Source organism: Halostella limicola, assembly GCF_003675875.1.
GTDB lineage: Archaea > Halobacteriota > Halobacteria > Halobacteriales > Natronoarchaeaceae > Halostella > Halostella limicola.
Window position 1 is genome coordinate 175331 of the sequence record NZ_RCDI01000004.1, and the last position, 16310, is coordinate 191640.

The 16310-nt window shown below is 59.0% G+C and carries 18 protein-coding genes and 1 pseudogene; 6 read left to right on the plus strand and 13 right to left on the minus strand.

Annotation, left to right across the window (positions count from 1 at the left end):
* Window positions 1-58 precede the first annotated feature (58 nt).
* Complete coding sequence (locus tag D8670_RS17815) at window positions 59-889, minus strand: hypothetical protein (RefSeq protein ID WP_121819470.1); 831 nt, start codon at window positions 887-889, stop codon at window positions 59-61.
* 487 nt (window positions 890-1376) lie between these two features.
* Here D8670_RS17815 and D8670_RS17820 point away from each other — a divergent pair, with 487 nt between their 5' ends.
* Window positions 1377-1844: a hypothetical protein gene (locus tag D8670_RS17820; RefSeq protein ID WP_121819471.1), complete on the plus strand. Its 468-nt coding sequence runs from the start codon at window positions 1377-1379 to the stop codon at window positions 1842-1844.
* Window positions 1845-2301: 457 nt separating this feature from the next.
* On the opposite strand, the gene D8670_RS17825 is transcribed toward D8670_RS17820, so the two are convergent.
* From D8670_RS17825 to D8670_RS17835, 3 genes are all read right to left on the minus strand, one after another.
* Window positions 2302-3003: a hypothetical protein gene (locus D8670_RS17825; RefSeq protein WP_233752268.1), complete on the minus strand. Its 702-nt coding sequence runs from the start codon at window positions 3001-3003 to the stop codon at window positions 2302-2304.
* On the minus strand, window positions 2948-3529 hold the full coding sequence (locus D8670_RS17830) for a flavodoxin domain-containing protein (protein ID WP_121819472.1): 582 nt from the start codon (window positions 3527-3529) through the stop codon (window positions 2948-2950). The genes D8670_RS17825 and D8670_RS17830 overlap by 56 nt, the downstream gene beginning before the upstream one ends.
* A gap of 149 nt (window positions 3530-3678) precedes the next feature.
* The gene (locus D8670_RS17835; RefSeq protein ID WP_121819473.1) at window positions 3679-4575 is read right to left on the minus strand and encodes a CPBP family intramembrane glutamic endopeptidase; all 897 of its coding nucleotides are present in this window, start codon (window positions 4573-4575) and stop codon (window positions 3679-3681) included.
* A 93-nt stretch (window positions 4576-4668) separates the two neighbouring features.
* Here D8670_RS17835 and D8670_RS17840 point away from each other — a divergent pair, with 93 nt between their 5' ends.
* Complete coding sequence (locus tag D8670_RS17840; RefSeq protein WP_121819474.1) at window positions 4669-5097, plus strand: universal stress protein; 429 nt, start codon at window positions 4669-4671, stop codon at window positions 5095-5097.
* A gap of 127 nt (window positions 5098-5224) precedes the next feature.
* The gene (locus tag D8670_RS17845; protein ID WP_121819475.1) at window positions 5225-7405 is read left to right on the plus strand and encodes a heavy metal translocating P-type ATPase; all 2181 of its coding nucleotides are present in this window, start codon (window positions 5225-5227) and stop codon (window positions 7403-7405) included.
* A gap of 14 nt (window positions 7406-7419) precedes the next feature.
* Here D8670_RS17845 and D8670_RS17850 read toward each other — a convergent pair whose 3' ends face one another.
* The 3 genes from D8670_RS17850 to D8670_RS17860 are packed head-to-tail and all read right to left on the minus strand — an operon-like array spanning window position 7420 to window position 10241.
* A complete protein-coding gene (locus D8670_RS17850; RefSeq protein WP_121819476.1) occupies window positions 7420-8073 on the minus strand; it encodes a hypothetical protein in 654 nt (217 codons plus the stop codon).
* Between the two features lie 28 nt (window positions 8074-8101).
* Entirely contained in the window at window positions 8102-10021 is a 1920-nt protein-coding gene (locus D8670_RS17855; protein ID WP_121819477.1) for a heavy metal translocating P-type ATPase, read from the minus strand.
* Window positions 10022-10025: 4 nt separating this feature from the next.
* Complete coding sequence (locus D8670_RS17860) at window positions 10026-10241, minus strand: heavy-metal-associated domain-containing protein (protein WP_121819478.1); 216 nt, start codon at window positions 10239-10241, stop codon at window positions 10026-10028.
* A gap of 201 nt (window positions 10242-10442) precedes the next feature.
* On the opposite strand from D8670_RS17860, the gene D8670_RS17865 reads away from it, so the two are divergent.
* A complete protein-coding gene (locus tag D8670_RS17865; RefSeq protein WP_121819479.1) occupies window positions 10443-10967 on the plus strand; it encodes an ArsR/SmtB family transcription factor in 525 nt (174 codons plus the stop codon).
* A gap of 75 nt (window positions 10968-11042) precedes the next feature.
* Here the strand turns inward: D8670_RS17865 and D8670_RS17870 are convergent, their stop codons facing one another.
* The 3 genes from D8670_RS17870 to D8670_RS17880 form a co-directional block, all read right to left on the minus strand.
* Window positions 11043-11330, minus strand: a complete 288-nt coding sequence (locus D8670_RS17870) for an amphi-Trp domain-containing protein (RefSeq protein WP_121819480.1) — start codon at window positions 11328-11330, stop codon at window positions 11043-11045.
* Between the two features lie 109 nt (window positions 11331-11439).
* Complete coding sequence (locus tag D8670_RS21570; protein WP_233752270.1) at window positions 11440-11739, minus strand: hypothetical protein; 300 nt, start codon at window positions 11737-11739, stop codon at window positions 11440-11442.
* A gap of 368 nt (window positions 11740-12107) precedes the next feature.
* Window positions 12108-12488 carry an SHOCT domain-containing protein gene (locus tag D8670_RS17880; RefSeq protein WP_121819481.1) on the minus strand — a complete coding sequence of 127 codons (381 nt, stop codon included), beginning with the start codon at window positions 12486-12488 and terminating at the stop codon, window positions 12108-12110.
* Window positions 12489-13073: 585 nt separating this feature from the next.
* On the opposite strand from D8670_RS17880, the gene D8670_RS17890 reads away from it, so the two are divergent.
* Together D8670_RS17890 and D8670_RS17895 are read left to right on the plus strand one after the other, a co-directional pair.
* On the plus strand, window positions 13074-13271 hold the full coding sequence (locus tag D8670_RS17890) for a CopZ family metallochaperone (protein WP_121819482.1): 198 nt from the start codon (window positions 13074-13076) through the stop codon (window positions 13269-13271).
* 270 nt (window positions 13272-13541) lie between these two features.
* Window positions 13542-14222: pseudogene (locus D8670_RS17895) on the plus strand (P-type ATPase); the annotation flags it as partial.
* Between the two features lie 131 nt (window positions 14223-14353).
* Here D8670_RS17895 and D8670_RS17900 read toward each other — a convergent pair.
* From D8670_RS17900 to D8670_RS17910, 3 genes are all read right to left on the minus strand, one after another.
* On the minus strand, window positions 14354-14587 hold the full coding sequence (locus D8670_RS17900) for a hypothetical protein (protein WP_121819483.1): 234 nt from the start codon (window positions 14585-14587) through the stop codon (window positions 14354-14356).
* An 868-nt stretch (window positions 14588-15455) separates the two neighbouring features.
* Entirely contained in the window at window positions 15456-15809 is a 354-nt protein-coding gene (locus D8670_RS21575; protein ID WP_121819484.1) for a four-helix bundle copper-binding protein, read from the minus strand.
* A 194-nt stretch (window positions 15810-16003) separates the two neighbouring features.
* The gene (locus D8670_RS17910) at window positions 16004-16186 is read right to left on the minus strand and encodes a hypothetical protein (protein WP_162994350.1); all 183 of its coding nucleotides are present in this window, start codon (window positions 16184-16186) and stop codon (window positions 16004-16006) included.
* Window positions 16187-16310: the final 124 nt, after the last annotated feature.

The following is a 16310-nucleotide window of genomic DNA, read 5'->3' on the forward strand; positions in this document are numbered from 1 at the left end:
ATTCTCACCACGGTCGATGACATACTCCTTGAGAGTTCACCCGCTCGTTCGTAGTGCGTTACCGTGATGGACCGTCGTATCGCCCCATTCCGGCGTGGAGATGGCCATCGAGCTGCGTCCATCCCTGGCGGTCGTCCGCGTAGATTGCCGGGGTGGTGCCCGCCTCGAACGTGTTGAAGCTGTTCGAGAGCCAGAATCCCCACTCGTTCCAGGCTTCGAATCGGAATTCGTCGATGGTAACGATCGCTTCGGTTGGCGTGTCGTACGTGGCTGCGGCGACAGTCGTGAACCTCCAGCACGCGTCGGAATCGTCCCACGCATACTCACAACTGGTCGAAGAGACATTGCCGAGCGGTGCGAGGAACGACGCGTTCCCGATCGGATATCGCGTTTCGATGTCGTGGCCGACTGACTGTTGCCATGCAATCGAATACCTGGTCGGGTCAGGGGAGAGCTCTTTGTTGGTCATGTTCGCAGGAATCTCGTCGGGACCAATTTGTTCCCGGTCGATTACCGAGCCGTTCGGGTCGTACGTCCAGAGGATGTAGCGATCCTCACCGACGAGGCGATCAACGTGGAGACGGAGCATCGAACCGTGGGCGGTCTGGACGATGGCTGCATCCCAGTTCGTCAGCTCTGTGCCGTTGTCGTCGTAGATCCACAGGTTCGATGCGGCGTCAGCTTCCACGTCCCCGCCGGCAGGAAACGGGAGATGGAACGTGGCATTCTCGATCGTGGTATTCGTGCTAATAGACGTCGTGTAGGAGTACGTGGACGTGTGGGAGTACGCGAAATCCGGTGGGAAGAAGAGAAAGCTGACGGCTACGACCGGCACGAGAATGACGAGGACCGCGAGTGCGAGAACGAGAAGTTGCTTCGATGAAACCATACAACGAATACGTTTGTATAAACTATAATACTATTGTGACGCCGGATAGCATTCAACAGCATTCTGAGGGCTGCGAGTTCGCGATTGCACGATGATTTGTATGTCAACATTATGACGACGTTGAGATACCGCCCGTCGTCAACCGAGGTTTGCATACGAGGACATCATCGTTCTTGTTCAGAACGTTGATCGTGGAGAGATCGCTTGACAATCACTACATAGAAGGCGATCCGCGCTGAGCTCCCTTGTCACTGGTATAGAGGTCAGTTGAGCGATTTCGTCGAAATGGAGAACACAATATCAACGACCTGCTCCACATGATCTGAGGGTGTCATGGGACGATTACAACACCAGAGAGGTGATTGTGGAAGAGGTGTGTATAGTAAGAAGTCTTATTAGACGCCTATAGAATATGCTTTCGTCCCAAGATGAGCATGTTCACTAATTCCCCCAATTAACAAAAGTCAGCTAGTGGATCACTCTGCTCATGATAATCGTCGATTCCACCGTGTTCGTCGCTGGATTCACCATTATCCACACGATCGCGTACACCGTCGCGGGAATGATCGAACTACAATTCGCTGACTATATATACGGTGAAGAGGAGCGCCGGGTCGATTTCGTCCGAGATATGACAATCCCCGAAGAATCGAGGCGAATTGGCCTCGTGTTCCTTCCGGCACAATTGGTGCGGGGCGTTCTCATGGCGATCGTATTGCTGCCGTTGCTCAACGCGATGGGCGAGCTCACGTACGTCATTCGAGTTACGTTTCTAGCAGGGCTGATGTTCGTGTACGCTGACCTCGCCTCTGCAGTTCCGTTTCCTAATACCATCGAGGGCCTCGTATATTTGGAAAAAGAATACATCAGCCGCGACGCGTTTCTCACGATTCAGTTTGAGGCCGTAATGTATAGCCTGCTGTTCGGACTCACAGCCGGGTGGATCCTGTTCTGATAAGGGTGTATAGCAGAGTCTTGGAAGGACTCTCATATCGTGGTCACGGTGTTTCCCAAGATAGCCCCCACGCTCGAAATTGGCGATTGCGATGATCAAACGAGGACACAGAGCAAGGAATACCTGTGTTTGGGCGTGGATACGGCATCGGGCGCGGCTGCGCCGTGGGCGCAGTCATTAACTGCCTTGTTAGTACGTTTGTCCAGACCGATGTTTTCGTGCCGCCTCAATCGTCGATTGCCTCAGATGTATTTCTTCACTATGACAATTGATCTGGTTTATCGACTCAATATTCGGTGAATTGTAGGGTTGCTAGGTGCATGCCAACTCAGCTTTCACCCTGCTTTTTGGTTTTATAACCGTTCTATGTCGTCCTATAGTGCGGGTTCTCAAACTCGAATCCCTTGCGGGGGTGGAAAATCGGGGTACTTCTCGTTCAGACTGGTTGTGTTGCTGCTCAGGCGTGCGGATGGGTGGCAGAGGTATCAGGTGGGATGGCTCGGATGAATCGAGTCACTAGAGTGAGGCCAGTGAGACTCAGGAGAGCGAACAGCACGATCTGGGGAAGCGGGACGGATTGGCCGTTCTGGAGCATGAATACAATCATAGCGAGGACCGCGAGGCCGAGCGTGGTGCCCTTCACGAGGAGGACGTCGGTGAAGACGTACCCCCACGCTCGGTGCTTCCAGAGGTACGCCGCCGAGAGAGCGAATGATGGAACGACGACGCCGAGATCAAGTGACTGGATAACGGGAACCGGGAGCGTCGTCTCGGCGATGCTCGGGGGTCTGGTTCCGGCGAGACTCGCCGGACCGACCTCACCGAGCCACAACAGCGCCATGAGTCCGGCGACGAGAAGCTGGAATGCGACGTAGCCACGGAGTGATCCTCTGTGAGCATAATACAGAGCCACGGTAAGTGTGGGGACAGCAACGATGAATGTCAGTAGGTCCTGTCCGTACAGCTGTGGGAGGTGGACCTCAGCGTCCCGGTAGAAACTCGGGACAAACAGGCAATACCAGTCGCTACAACCGAAAGCACGATGATGAGCATCGACGACACCACATACGGCCGAGAGAGTCGTTGGGAGGGTGGCGTGGCGGTCATATCTCTGGATTTTCTGTACTGTCCGGAGTGACGCCAAGGCGACCTTCGACAAACGCCGCGACATCCGCTGCAAACGCATCGACCGCATCCCAGTCGGTGAATTCAACGTCACCGTTCGACCTCCGCTCTTCGTCGAGCAGATCCTTTGCGATCTGTTTCATCATGAGACGCCTGAGGAATCCATACTCTGAGAACCGAAGCGCGCCGCCGAACTGCCCGATTCGATCCGGATGCCACCCGGTTTCGGTGATGAATGACTCGACGTATCCGGCAGCTTCTTCCCGCTTCTCCTCGGTTGCTGAGGACAGCGAGACCTGGCGGAAGGCTGTCGGCATCTCTGCCAGAGCGTCTCGAGTTTCGGTGACGAAGTCGCGAATCGCGTCCTGATGCTTGCCGACGTGGATCGTTGCGCCCACGACGTCGGCGTCGTATTCGTCCAAGGTGAACGAGTCCGGTCGATTACGTACGTCGAGCGCGCTCGCCTCGTGACCGCGCTCGCTGAGCGTCGCCACAATTCGATCTGCGACCTTCGCTGTTTGGCCTTCACCCGTCCCGTAGAGTATCAGAAAGGAGCTCACACGTTCTCACACCTCAAGACGGTGTTCGACGCACCAGTAGATAAATTCTGGTCGAACTTGCAATTCCGTCCAAGTTACGGTGTGACGGGGCGTTAGTACGTACCGGGATAATTCAGAATTCGCAGTAGGCGTTCAACGTTGGTCCGTGTTCACTCGTCAGGGTCCGAATCAGTTTCCGGTGGGAGACCGGCATCTTGTGGGGTTGGCGGGTCACGATCCGCGAGGCGGTTCCCGCCGTAGACGACGATTAGGAGGAGCGCGACCAGCACGAGTGGGACTGCCCCGGTGACTTCGGCGAGCAGGTTCAGCCAGGGGTCTGGCACACCGTTCGGGAGGAGTGCCTCTGGATCGGCGGGGTGGTAGATCCCCATCGAGTTCACGCCGGCGTGGAACACCGCGACGGCCAGGACGCTTCCACCGGTGCTGTTGTACATCCACGTCCAGAGAACCGAGCCCGCCAGGATGGAGACCATCCAGAGGAGTTGCTGGGAGAGCGGCCACCCGCCGTGGGTGGTCGTCGCGTTCAGGAACAGTGGGAGGTGCCAGGCGGCCCACGTGACGCCCACGATGGCACTCGACACCAGCGCGCTGTAGGAGTCCTGCAGGATAGGCAGCATAAAGCCACGCCAGCCGAGATCCTCTTGGCCCCCACCCCACACTGTCCCCCACGCCATTGCGAATAGGTAAATGAATGGTGACTCGAACTCGGTCAGGTCGATCGGACCTCCGGCTACGACGAACAGTAGGACGCCCAGCAAGAGGATCATCAACGGGAGTCCGAACGCGAGCGCCCACCATTTCACACCGATCCGCCATTTGAACATCTGGCCGACCCACCTGCGGAGGCTCCCACCGGAGGCCCAGATGACTACCGCCGCGCCGATCGGCGGACCGAATCCGCCGAAGCCGATCAGGATCGAGTGGGTCCAGGAGGCTTCCATGCCCGAATACGCGAGCGCCCCCTGGATCGTCCAGGTGAACGCATACGCGATTGCGACGAAGCTCAGGAGGCGATGTTGATCGATCCACATGCGGACATTAGACATACCAACGAGTGGGATCACATCGCAGTTAATGGTACGCCCAGTTGCCGAGTTTTCGGCACCACACTCTTCTCAACACGTCTCGAATCCACTCGTATGCCCGACAACGTTCTCGTCGCCTTCGACGGTTCCCCGCTTTCTGAGCGTGCGCTCACCTACACTCTCGAAAACTTCCCGGACGCCACCATCACCACACTGTACGTTATCAATCCGATTGACTCGGTAATCGATGTGGAGGCTGGTGGCTTGCCAGTCGCTGAGGATTGGTACGACAACGCCCAGGAACGCGCTACCAACATTCACACGACAGCTACAGATCTCGCGGCAGAGTATGGCATTGACCTCCAGACGGCCACAGAAGTCGGTAGGCCAGCGCGTACAATCCTCGAATATGCCAGCGACCACGGGATCGACCAGATCGTTCTGGGTAGCCACGGCCGGTCAGGAATCGACCGGACGCTCCTCGGAAGCGTCGCCGAGACAGTCACCCGCCGAGCACGGATTCCGGTGACGATTATTGGATGATCTCTTCTACTAACGGTCCAGCATCCAGAGGCGTTCTGAGGGTGCTGTGGGTTGATCTATGTAGTCCGACGAATGTCGCTAGAATATCTAAAACGTGAAATCTACCCAACCCATAGGTCCCGAGAACGTGGCCGTTACTGAATCTCCGTTTCCCTCGACGTATTCTGTTCGAATTGAACGGCGGGGAGGTCGTGGTAAAGCGGGAGCGCGGGCACTAGAACGACATCTACAGAGTCTATCCGGCGTACACGACGTCGATGTTTCGTTTCGAACGGAGAGTGCTCGGATCACCTACGACGGGAGCGTCACCTCGGAAGCAACGATTCGAGACGCGATTCGCGATCGTAACATCTCGATCCAGGACGACCCCGATACTACAACGGATGACGTGAGCACCCGCTCGGAACTCCGACGGGAGGCGGTGTTCGTCGGCCTGACGCTGCTCGGGATGGTGACTGGCCTCGCAACAGGATGGCTTAGGGGACCGGGACTGCTTATGTGGGCCGGTTACGGTGTCGCATACAGCTTCGGTGGGTGGTACGGACTCAAAGGCGCGATCGAGACGCTCCGGCACCGTGCAGTCGACATCGACCTCCTGATGATCGTCGCCGCGCTTGGCGCCCTCTCGATTGGTGCACCGTTCGAGGGGGCGATGCTGCTGTTCCTGTTCTCGCTGTCGAACACGCTCCAGCACTACGCCATCGGACGTTCCCGCCGGGCGATCAAGTCGCTCGTCGAGATGCGACCGGACGAGGCACAGGTTCTCCGCGACGGTGAGGAGGTCACGGTGCTTATCGACGAGGTTGCTGTCGGTGACGTATTCGTCGTGCGGCCCGGCGACAGGATTCCGCTTGACGGCGTCGTCGCGTCCGGCGAGGGGACGGTCGATCAGGCCTCGCTCACTGGGGAATCCGTCCCGGTACCGAAGGGACCCGGCGACGAGGTGTTCGGCGGGACGATCAACGAGAGCGGCAGCCTGGAGATCGAGGTCACGCGGCAGGCCCACGAGTCGGCGATCAGCCGGCTCATCCACATGGTCGAGCGCGCCCAGAGCGAGAAGGCGCCGACACAGCGGCTCATCGACCGCCTCGAACAGCCGTACGTCCTCGGCGTGTTCGCGCTCACGATCGCGGCGATCGCCACCCCGCTCGCGCTCGGAAGCGAGTTCACCAGCACGTTCTACCGCGCGATGACCCTGATGGTCGCCGCGTCGCCGTGTGCAGTCATTATTTCCACGCCAGCAGCGGTGCTGTCGGCAATTGCCTCCGGTGGCCGGCAGGGCGTTTTGTTCAAGGGCGGTGAGCACGTCGAAACGGCCGCAAACGTCGACGCCGTTGCGTTCGACAAGACGGGCACGCTCACACGGGGTGAGACACAGCTGACAGACGTGTTCGTCCGTGACGGCCTCGCGGACGAGTCGCTGACTGCCGACGAGCTGCTCTCGCTCGTGGCCGCCGTCCAGGCCCGCTCGGAGCACCACCTCGCTCGTGCGACCGTCTCGGAAGCCGAAGACCGCGCACTCGACGTTCCCGACGCGCGGCGGTTTCAGTCAAACGCCGGGAAAGGGGTCCATGCCGACGTCGACGACGGGACCATCCACATCGGGAATCGCAGTTACGTCAAGACGGTTCTCGAAGACGCTGCGATCGAGGGGCTCGAACCTGGTCTCGATCGGCTTCAGACCCTGGAGGCGGAGGGGAAGACGAGCGTCCTCGTCGTCCGCGAGCACGGCGACGACGTCACGGTGCTGGGATGGCTGGCGTTCACAGACACGGTTCGTCCTGGTGCCGCCGAGATGATTGAGGACCTCCGCTCGCTCGGCGTGGAGCACATCGTCATGCTGACCGGCGACAACGAACGCGTAGCAGAGCAGATCGCCGACGAGGTCGGTATCGACGAAGTGCAGGCGGAACTCCTGCCGGAGGAGAAGGTGGATACCATCGAAGAGCTGGTTGAGCGATACGAGAACGTGGCGATGGTGGGCGACGGCGTGAACGACGCACCGGCACTGGCGACGGCGACACTCGGGATCGCAATGGGTGGCGCCGGGACCGACGTTGCCCTCGAGACGGCTGACGTCGTGTTGATGGGTGACGACATCGGAAAGATACCGTACGTGCTTGGACTCGGTCGCAGGACGCGTCGGACGCTGAAAGTCAATCTCGCAATCGCGTTCGGTGCAATCGCGCTGATGGTTGGCACGATTCTGCTTCGAGGCATTCCCTTGCCGCTTGCCGTGGTCGGCCACGAGGGATCGACGGTCCTCGTTTCCCTGAATGGCCTTCGATTACTCGGCTTTCGAGACTAGGATGTCGAAGCCAGTCACGCTGTCTCGACGGTGAACAACGAGTCGTCGTCAAGGACGACCTGCACGCGATGGTGCCAGGCCTCCGCGAAAGCCGCCCGCTGCTCCTCGCTCGTAGACCCATCTAGGATTCCCTGAAGATTCTCGATTGCGGGCCCGCCGTCGGGAACGTCGCTGACGTGGTAGGTCACTTCGACGGTCTCGTCCGTGTCGGTTCGCCGGAGCCGGAACGTCGGATCCGGTGTAGCCGGGTCGAATGCGCTGAAGACCAGGAGGTCGCGGCGGCCGCCGTAGCCGCCGGCAAGCCCGCCAAAGCCGTCGTCTTCGGTCGCGCCAGTCACGTACGAGATGATGCGGCTCATCACGCCGTACGCAGCATCGTCCCGCGGGCCGGCCGCCTGGACCTCGATTTCGCTCCGGACTGGATAGCCGTCGGGATACAGGGCGTCGAGGCCGAGCTGGACGATCCGGTAGGCGCCCGAGGCAGTCGGACAGGAGTGCCCCGCCTCTTTCACCGCGTCCGCGTAGGTGACGACAAATGGGTCGCCCGGTTTGAGGACGCCGAGGCCCTCCGCGACGGGGTCGCGGATTTCGATCGGATCAACGTCGTAGTCGACCTGCCAGTTGGTTCTAGTCTGAGTTCCGTCAGTCGCAGTGGAATTCGATGTCATGAGTGGTGGTGGTGATCGTGTCTCGTGGTCAGTAGCGGAGCAGTCGCATCCCGTTGAGGATGACGAGGAGGACGCTTGCCTCGTGGACCAGCATCCCCGACGCGAGGGTGACGTAGCTGGTGAGCACGCCAGCGAGGAGAACGGTCACGGTCAGCACCGCGAGTCCGACGTTCTCGAGAACGTTCCAGCGCGTCGCCTTGCTCAATTTGACCGCGTACGGGATGCGTTCGAGGTCGTCGGCCATCAGCGCCATGTCAGCCGTCTCGATAGCGGTGTCCGTCCCCGCTGCGCCCATCGCGATGCCGACATCGGCGGTCGCCAGCGACGGCGCGTCGTTGATGCCGTCGCCGACCATCGCGACGACGTGGCCGTCGGCCTGGTAGGCCTCGATGACGGACTGCTTGTCCTCGGGGAGGAGTTCGGCGCGGTACTCGTCGATGCCGACCTCTTCGGCGACCGCGGCGGCCGTCCGCTCGTTGTCGCCGGTGAGCATCACCGTCTCGATGCCGGGGTCTTGGAGCGCCGCGACGACCCCAGGAGCGGCCTCCCGGAGCTCGTCTCGCAGCGCGATCGCGCCGATGATGTCCCCGTCCCGGACGACGTGGACGACCGTCTCGCCGCGCTCCTCACGCTCGCGGACGTAGTCGGCGACCCGACTGGGGACGTCGATGTCGCGGTCGTCCAGCAGTGCGCGGTTGCCGACAACAACTTCCTGGCCATCGGCATGGGCGATGACGCCCTTGCCAGCGACCACGTCGAAGTCATCCGGATCGGGAGTCGACTGGCGCCCTGCGTCCATATCGTCCGCCTGGGCGATCGTGGCCCCACCGTCCGTCGCAGCCGTCGGTTGCTCGCGGGCCGCGTCGACGATGGCGTCGGCGAGGTGGTGTTCGCTCTTCTTCTCGGCGGTCGCCGCGAGCGAGAGGACCTCGTCGTCGGCGACGCCGAACCCCTCGACGTCGGTGACGGTGGTCTCGCCCTTCGTGAGCGTCCCCGTCTTGTCGAAGGCGACGAGGTCGATCTTGCCGGCGCGTTCGAGGTGTTCACCGCCCTTCATCAGCACGCCAGACCGAGCGGCGTTGCCGATGGCCGAGACGATGCTGACCGGCGGCCCGATTACCAGCGCGCCCGGACAGCCGATAACCAACAGGGTCAGCGACAGGATCGCGTTCTGCGTGACTGCATACGCGCCGATGGCCAGCACGATGACGGCCGGCGTGTAGTACTTCGCGAACCGGTCGATGAGACTCTCCGTGGGCGACTGGGCCTCCTGGGCCTCCTCGACGCGGCAGATGATGCGTTCGAGCATCGTATCCGAGCCCGCACCCGTCGTCCGGATGTCTAGCGCGCCCTCCTGGTTGACCGTCCCGGCGTAGACTTCGTCGCCGTCGGCCTTGTGGATGGGCGCACTCTCGCCGGTGACTGGCGCCTGATTGACGGCGCTCTCGCCGTCGACGACGATCCCGTCGACCGGAATCTTCCCGCCTGGCTTCACGATGACGACTTCACCCTCCTCGACCTCGCGGGCGGGGACTTCCTGGAGTTCCCCGTCGCGACGGACAGTCGCGGTGTCGGGCGTCATCTCCAGCAGCTCTTGGAGGGCTGTCCGGGTCTTCCGCATCGTCCGTCCCTCGAGGTAGCTGCCGAGGCTGAACAGGAAGACGACGGCGGCGGCTTCCCAGTACTCCCCGATGACGATGGCACCGATAGCGGCCAGCGTCACCAGCGTCTTGATGCCGAGCGTCCGGTTGGTAACTTCGTGGTAGGCGGTCTTGGCGATGTCGTAGCCACCCACGATCGTCGCGAGGACGAGGATGGCGGCGCTCGCCGTATCGAAACTCGTGAGATAGCCCAGGCTCCAGCCACCGCCGTACAGCAGGCCGCTCGTCGCCGTGACGATGGCCTTCCGGTGTTTCCGGTAGTACTGCGTGATCGATTGTTTGTTCATGGTGTTAGGCGGGCTGGGGCGTGTACCCTTGGTTTTCGATGGTCTCTGCGAAGGCGTCGGGGGTAGCGACGCTGTCGTCGTACTCGATTTCGACGCGGCCGGTCGCGTAGTGGACTTCGACGTGCTGGACGCCGTCGACGTTCGACAGGGCGCGTTCGACGGTGCTCGCGCAGGTCGGGCAATCGAAGTCGAGGACGCGGAATTGGGTTGTGTCGCTCATTACAGTTTGAGGTAGTGCCCGTACCCCAATGAGTATTTTTTAGATGATATGTTTGAATTCGGAGACGGATCGTTGGAACAGTCAAACAGGTCGTCTAGGGCTTTCGCTATCGTGGGCCCATTCTGTACTCGATTCCTCGACAGACACCTACCCGACTCCTGCCCCGCTACCTTTTCCCGCGTGCTCGTGCTCAGTTCTCGTATGAGTGATTCCGATACCGACCACCGTCTCGACGACATCGCGGTGCGAGACACTCGGATTTCGGACGCCATCGACGAGCCGATGCGGGCGATGATCCTCGATATTCTGGCCGAGGAGGCCCTGACCGCGACCGAGGTCCACGAACGCCTCGACGATCGCGGTGTCGACCGGACAGAGAACACGGTTCGCCATCACATCAACGAGCTCCGGGACGCGGGCCTCGTCGACGTCGTTCGGTTCGAGGAGGGTCGTGGTGGGACGACGAAGTACTACCACGCAAACACGATCGTTCTCTCGTACTCACTACCAGATCCGGCCGACGCCGCCGTCGAGGCGATGATCGACGCTGTCCAGCCCCAGATCACGGACGCGCTCACCACGCTCACCGACGAGTACGACGACGCTATTGAGGAGATCGTCGCGGATATGCAGCCCTGCGAGCACTGCCAGACCCAGAAGTACGAGACGTATGTGCTTCTGACTGTCCTCCGACGTGCGTTCGTTCGTGCTCACAGAGACTCCTGAGCGAGAAAACTCGGGATTGGCGGGATTTCACCAGATACGACACGAAACCACCGGTCGCTGAAGGCTGCGAATTGATCACTCAATTTCTAACTGACTGCTCCCACCGTCCTCCCTATTGTCGTTCTCATCCCATTCGAGTTCGAATTCGATACTCAATTCACCGGGTCCGTCCGTTGGTCCCTCACGCTCGGCTTTGACCTCGAACGTCGGGCGCGCTGGTGGTTCCATTGTCACGGACTCGGAACCGGATTTGAGTGTGACTGCGTCCCCTTGTTCGAGTTTATCAGCGATGTTACGGAGATACGACGCGATTTCTTCTCGAGTCTGGCCACTCTCTGATTTGAACAGGACTTCTTCAGGCATACTGAACGATACGCTGCCTGTACCGATAAGTGAATCCCCTAAATCACCCTCGCTTGAGTCAGAATCACCATACACCAATGTTATCAACAGGCCTGAAACCAACCTCCGGTCACAGTTCCTCAGGTTCCCGTTCCGTTGTCCGTCGGTATCCCTCGTACAGAGCTGGTAATCCGAGGGGGAGTGCGAGGAATCCAAATCCGAGAAGGGCATACTCATCTGCGTTCTGGTGTCGCATGGCGAGGAGCGTCGCGACGATGCCGAGAAGCGCAATTACGTAGGCTGTATTACTCCAGACCACGTCATATGAGGAGCAGTACAGCCAGCAGACGAACGTGTAGGAGGGGGCATTCCAGGTCGGTGGATGGAGTTTCGGCCAGAAGAATCGACAGTACGTCGTCCAGCCGAGCATCGCCAGCGTGGGAAGTCCCGCGAGCCATGTCGTCGAGCCGAATGGCGTCCGAGCACCGAATCGTCTGTAGCCAGCGAGGAACAACGCCGGAAATCCGAGGATCCACAGCCAGATGCCGATAGTCTATGACACGGGCCAGTGCTTGATCCGTGGTTGCTCGAAGGGAAGTCGGAGCGACTCCGGCAGCGTCGCCCAAGGGAAAGAGGGATCAGGGACTGGATTCGTAACGAATGCGATCAGACAGAGTCCCGTCCCGACGAGTAGTCCGTAGAGGCCCAACGTTGTATATCGGCCGAGCTAGGCCGGGAGCGACGGGTGCACCGTTGTGGCATGGCGATCGGGTGTGCCCGTCATTCCTCGAATCAGTCTTACTGCGACTCCGTGTCGCGCTCAAGCGCCTCTCGTCGTTGTTCGTATTCGTCGTCGCTCAATTCTCCACGAGCATACGCGAGTCGGAGTTCTTCGAGTGCTTGGTCTGAGCTGCTCTTATTCCCTGCTATTGCTCGGTAGATGAGGTAGCCACCGCCGATGAGAGCGATCAGGAACAGGAGTTGCATGACGATTCCAGTGATAACCATCCAGGTTGGCATCGTCCCGTCTCCCCACATATGGCCGCCCCACGTGCCACCCATCATCGGGCCAGCCCCCATCATCCCGAAGCCCATGAAGAACATCGGGAAGAGGACGAACGCACCGATGATAATGAGGACAATCGTAATGAGTCGTGTCTCATCTGTTTTGTCAGGCATAGTTTTCCCTCCGTGAGATCCGTCTCCAGTAATCAATACGGGTTCCCTATTCAATGCGATTGTGGCTTCCCTTCTTGTGGTCTATCCCGTGAATACTTTTGCCATCCAGGTTTTGGACCTGTTTTGCGTTCGAATCCCATCTCATTCTGGGAGTCGTCGCGCTGTCACGTTGACTCACCGGACCGGATCGTGCGAAGATAGAGGTTCAGTAAAGGATCAAACCCGAGCATACGCGTGGCTGATGAATCTTACCGGCGTGTTCGGCGCGATCGTCCTCCTGTTTCCCGACCTGTATCGGAGATTTGCCACCGCGTTCCTGTACGAGCGTCCGGAGTCGATAGAATGGAACGAGCGATTCCGCTTGAGCATTCGGGCTATCGGCGCACTATATGTCTTTTTAGCGGCGAAGACGTACAGGGAGCGCCACAACGATACCTGAGCCTTCTCGCCATCGACACCTGGCGCATCCGAGGTCTAGTTCGTTAAGGCCGCAGGTATCACTTTGAATCTAAATTTTGAGCCCCACGATATCAGTATGATCGAAGGGGAAATCCGCTAAAGGGAGGAGGCCGTATGTATCCCTGTATGACGACGACCATTACCGTGGAAGGCATGACGTGCGGTCACTGTGAGCAGTCGGTCGAAGAGGCCCTCGAAGAGGTCTCCGGCGTGACTGACGTTACCGTCGACAGGGAGAGCGAACAGGCGAGCGTCGATGGTGAGGCAAATGTCACAGCTCTCGTGGAGGCCGTCGAAGACGCCGGGTACACCGCTTACGCCTGAGAATAGCGCGGACCACTTCAAGATAAGGGCCAACTCTTGTCTTTGAAGCTTGCCTACGCTGGTCCTGCTGTACAGTTTCAGGGGCGAAGATTCAGGAGGCCGGCGGATCCACCTCTACAGAGAATATGAGCTATGGACGACCACAAAGATACAAATGAGAATCCCTCGGGAGGGGGACACCAGCAGGGCGACAGCAGTCACCAGCACGAACACGGCTAGCACGATGAATCGGTCGCCGAGTCGGACGAGCAGCAGGTAGAACAGGAGCTACTGGAAGAAGAGGCTCACCCTGCTGCGGAGAATGAGACGGTGCTCGACGAGCAGCACGAGCACGCCGGACACGAGGGCGAAGGGCACGGCCACGGTTCCCAGGAGGGACACGGTGAGGGTCATGGCGGGATGCACGAAGGCCACGAGCAAATGTTCCGCCGGCGTTTCTTCGTTTCGACGCTCCTGTCGATTCCGGTTCTCCTGTACAGCGAAATGCTACAGGAGTGGCTCGGTTTCTCCGACCCCGCGTTCCCGGGCAGCGAGTGGATCAACCCCGTCTTCGTGGTCATCGTCTTCGCGTACGGTGGTGTCCCGTTCCTCCAGATGGCGGTCCCGGAGCTGAAAGACCGGGCACCGGGGATGATGACGCTCATCTCGATGGCGATCACCGTCGCGTTCGGCTACAGTCTCGCGAGCGTGGTCTTCCCGACGCAGTCCGCGTTCTTCTGGGAGCTCGTAACGCTGATCGACATCATGCTCCTGGGCCACTGGATAGAGATGCGGTCGGTGCGCCGTGCCTCGAGCGCGGTGGACGAACTGGCGAAGCTGATGCCCGACACGGCGGAACGAATCACCGACGACGGCGAGACCGAGGAAGTCCCTGTCAGTGAACTCTCCGAGGGCGACCTCGTGCTCGTCCGGCCGGGTGCGAGCGTGCCCGCCGACGGCGTCGTCGAGGAGCACATGGAAGCGTAACTCGTCACGGTGTGCGTCGATGGATGCACACCACGCTACGATATTTGCTGCCGCGTTACGGAACCATTCACGGTTCTGTCGGCCAGGGACTTGCCACAGACGTTCGACGCCGACGGTTACTCCTCTAGGCCGTCCTCCGGCACGAGTTGCTCCTGAAAGCTGGCAGTGAGAACGGGTGCGATACCTTCGGCTTCGAGTCTGCGGTTTTCCTGTTCGACTCGGGCGCTGAGAAGCCGCTTGATTTCTCGCATCCGAAACGCCATCGTACGGAGCTCCTCACGTTTGGAGGTTTCTGAACTCGGGTCGCTGTTTATAATCGCTAGTATCGCTCTGTTCACGGGGAGTCTCATCTATTCCGTCGAAAAGGCAAAATCTCCGGACCGATCCACCTCGATCGTTCCTTCCACTGAAGTGAGGTGGAAGGCTAGTCATAGCGGCTGTCCAGCCAGAACTTAACGAAAGAGAACACAGGTTCCGCCTCATCTTCTCCTCGTTTTCCTGAAACCGTATTCGAAGAGATTGATGTCGGGCCTCACCTAAGTTCTACGTGTCATAACTAGAACGGATCTGTTCGATGCGGTTCGGGATCTAAAGATCGTTTGAGAGGGTCCCGGTAGAGTTTCCGGCGAGCGATTGAGTACGAGTTCTCGGCTTCGCTGTCACCAAGGAACGTGCGTATTTATCGGTGATATTGAGGTCGGGATGAGAGAAGCCGTCGCTTTCTCAGTGTCTGCAACGATCCCGATCTGCAATCCATTGCCCTTGATCGCGGGCATTTCGGTAGTGTCCGAGATCGTATGGTCGACTCGGTTTGTCGTTAGGTGCAAGTGAAGCGAGTAGGATATGGGGGAACTGTTATCTGGTTGATGGGGGGCCGGCTTGTTCCACAGCCGTCGTTTCAAATGTACCATTCTCCTCTTTCCGTGTGACCTGTATCCAGTGTCCTTGCTCTTCCTCCGTTTGTTCGATGATATCTACAATCTGCCGTGTGGCTTCGGAGTCAAGAAGTGTGAGACGATCGTCTTCGGTCACGATCCCGTACCCGCTTTCGATGCAATGTCCAGTGAGAGCGCAATCCCGAGTATGTGTTTTCGCTTTCTCAAGTAATTCCTCTCGCGAGTTTTTACGGACACAGGCGATATCGATCGCGTACCCCTCGAACGTTTCAGTTTCTGGTGACATAGTGTAAGATAGCTACAGGGCGTATTCGTTGTCTGTTCAGGCGCTCATCATGTTCCGACAGCTTTCGGCGCAGTCACGGAGTACGTCCGCGCACACCTGACAGTGTTCTGCGTCATGCCGTTCACACTCCTCGGCACATTCCTCGCAGGCACCAGCACAGGCTTCTGCGAGTTGGGTGCTGTAATTAGAGTCCCGCGCCATGAAACGGGCGTGCAGGGTCGTAAGATCCGCAACGTCTCGACAGAGGCGGAGGCACTCGGCCATTTCTTCGCCTTCTCCAGCACATTCGTCGGCACACCATTCACAGGCCTGTGCTGCGGCGAGGCAGTTATCGATGCAGTTCGCCATCTCCTCGTTGTCGCCGACGTGGGTGATTTCGGTGAGTGCCATCACGTAGTATTGGCTACGAAGAGCGCCACAAAGGTTAGGAGAAGCAACCTGAGTGGTTTTTCTTTCTTCTATATACATAAGTAGTCATGTATTCAACTAATCGACACGATGGTGGCGAGATAGAGCTCTCCTCCCAGTGATACCGGATAAGGTCCACCGGATTAGGAAAATTTGGATGCTTCCCTGCTTTATACTTAATTGTGCGTATCTGGGGTGCCTTCTTCCTGTTTCAACCCGACTTCAAGATCGAGTTCTTGAAGAAACGAACGGATCCCTTTGTCATCATTGATTTGCCCCTTAGTCCACAGTGTTTCGTAGTCTTCTTTCTCGCGGGTCGTTTCGAGGAAGTCGTAGTCGAACTCTTCCGGCGTCTCCATAGAAACGGAGATACTGATTACGTTATCCATCGTCACGATTAGGCAATTCACGAAGATCTGATTCGATCAATCCCAGTAACTTCCGTCGACAGTCCGCTTCGGTACTCAGAACTGAAAGGATGTA

Excerpts from the sequence above, each read along its gene's own strand:
- D8670_RS17815 (WP_121819470.1), bottom strand. The coding sequence starts at position 889 with ATGGTTTCATCGAAGCAACTTCTCGTTCTCGCACTCGCGGTCCTCGTC.
- D8670_RS17820 (WP_121819471.1), top strand. The coding sequence starts at position 1,377 with ATGATAATCGTCGATTCCACCGTGTTCGTCGCTGGATTCACCATTATC.
- D8670_RS17835 (WP_121819473.1), bottom strand. The coding sequence starts at position 4,575 with ATGTCTAATGTCCGCATGTGGATCGATCAACATCGCCTCCTGAGCTTC.
- D8670_RS17840 (WP_121819474.1), top strand. The coding sequence starts at position 4,669 with ATGCCCGACAACGTTCTCGTCGCCTTCGACGGTTCCCCGCTTTCTGAG.
- D8670_RS17850 (WP_121819476.1), bottom strand. The coding sequence starts at position 8,073 with ATGACATCGAATTCCACTGCGACTGACGGAACTCAGACTAGAACCAAC.
- D8670_RS17855 (WP_121819477.1), bottom strand. The coding sequence starts at position 10,021 with ATGAACAAACAATCGATCACGCAGTACTACCGGAAACACCGGAAGGCC.
- D8670_RS17860 (WP_121819478.1), bottom strand. The coding sequence starts at position 10,241 with ATGAGCGACACAACCCAATTCCGCGTCCTCGACTTCGATTGCCCGACC.
- D8670_RS17865 (WP_121819479.1), top strand. The coding sequence starts at position 10,443 with ATGAGTGATTCCGATACCGACCACCGTCTCGACGACATCGCGGTGCGA.
- D8670_RS17870 (WP_121819480.1), bottom strand. The coding sequence starts at position 11,330 with ATGCCTGAAGAAGTCCTGTTCAAATCAGAGAGTGGCCAGACTCGAGAA.
- D8670_RS21570 (WP_233752270.1), bottom strand. The coding sequence starts at position 11,739 with ATGCTCGGCTGGACGACGTACTGTCGATTCTTCTGGCCGAAACTCCAT.
- D8670_RS17880 (WP_121819481.1), bottom strand. The coding sequence starts at position 12,488 with ATGCCTGACAAAACAGATGAGACACGACTCATTACGATTGTCCTCATT.
- D8670_RS17890 (WP_121819482.1), top strand. The coding sequence starts at position 13,074 with ATGACGACGACCATTACCGTGGAAGGCATGACGTGCGGTCACTGTGAG.
- D8670_RS17900 (WP_121819483.1), bottom strand. The coding sequence starts at position 14,587 with ATGAGACTCCCCGTGAACAGAGCGATACTAGCGATTATAAACAGCGAC.
- D8670_RS21575 (WP_121819484.1), bottom strand. The coding sequence starts at position 15,809 with ATGGCACTCACCGAAATCACCCACGTCGGCGACAACGAGGAGATGGCG.
- D8670_RS17910 (WP_162994350.1), bottom strand. The coding sequence starts at position 16,186 with ATGGAGACGCCGGAAGAGTTCGACTACGACTTCCTCGAAACGACCCGC.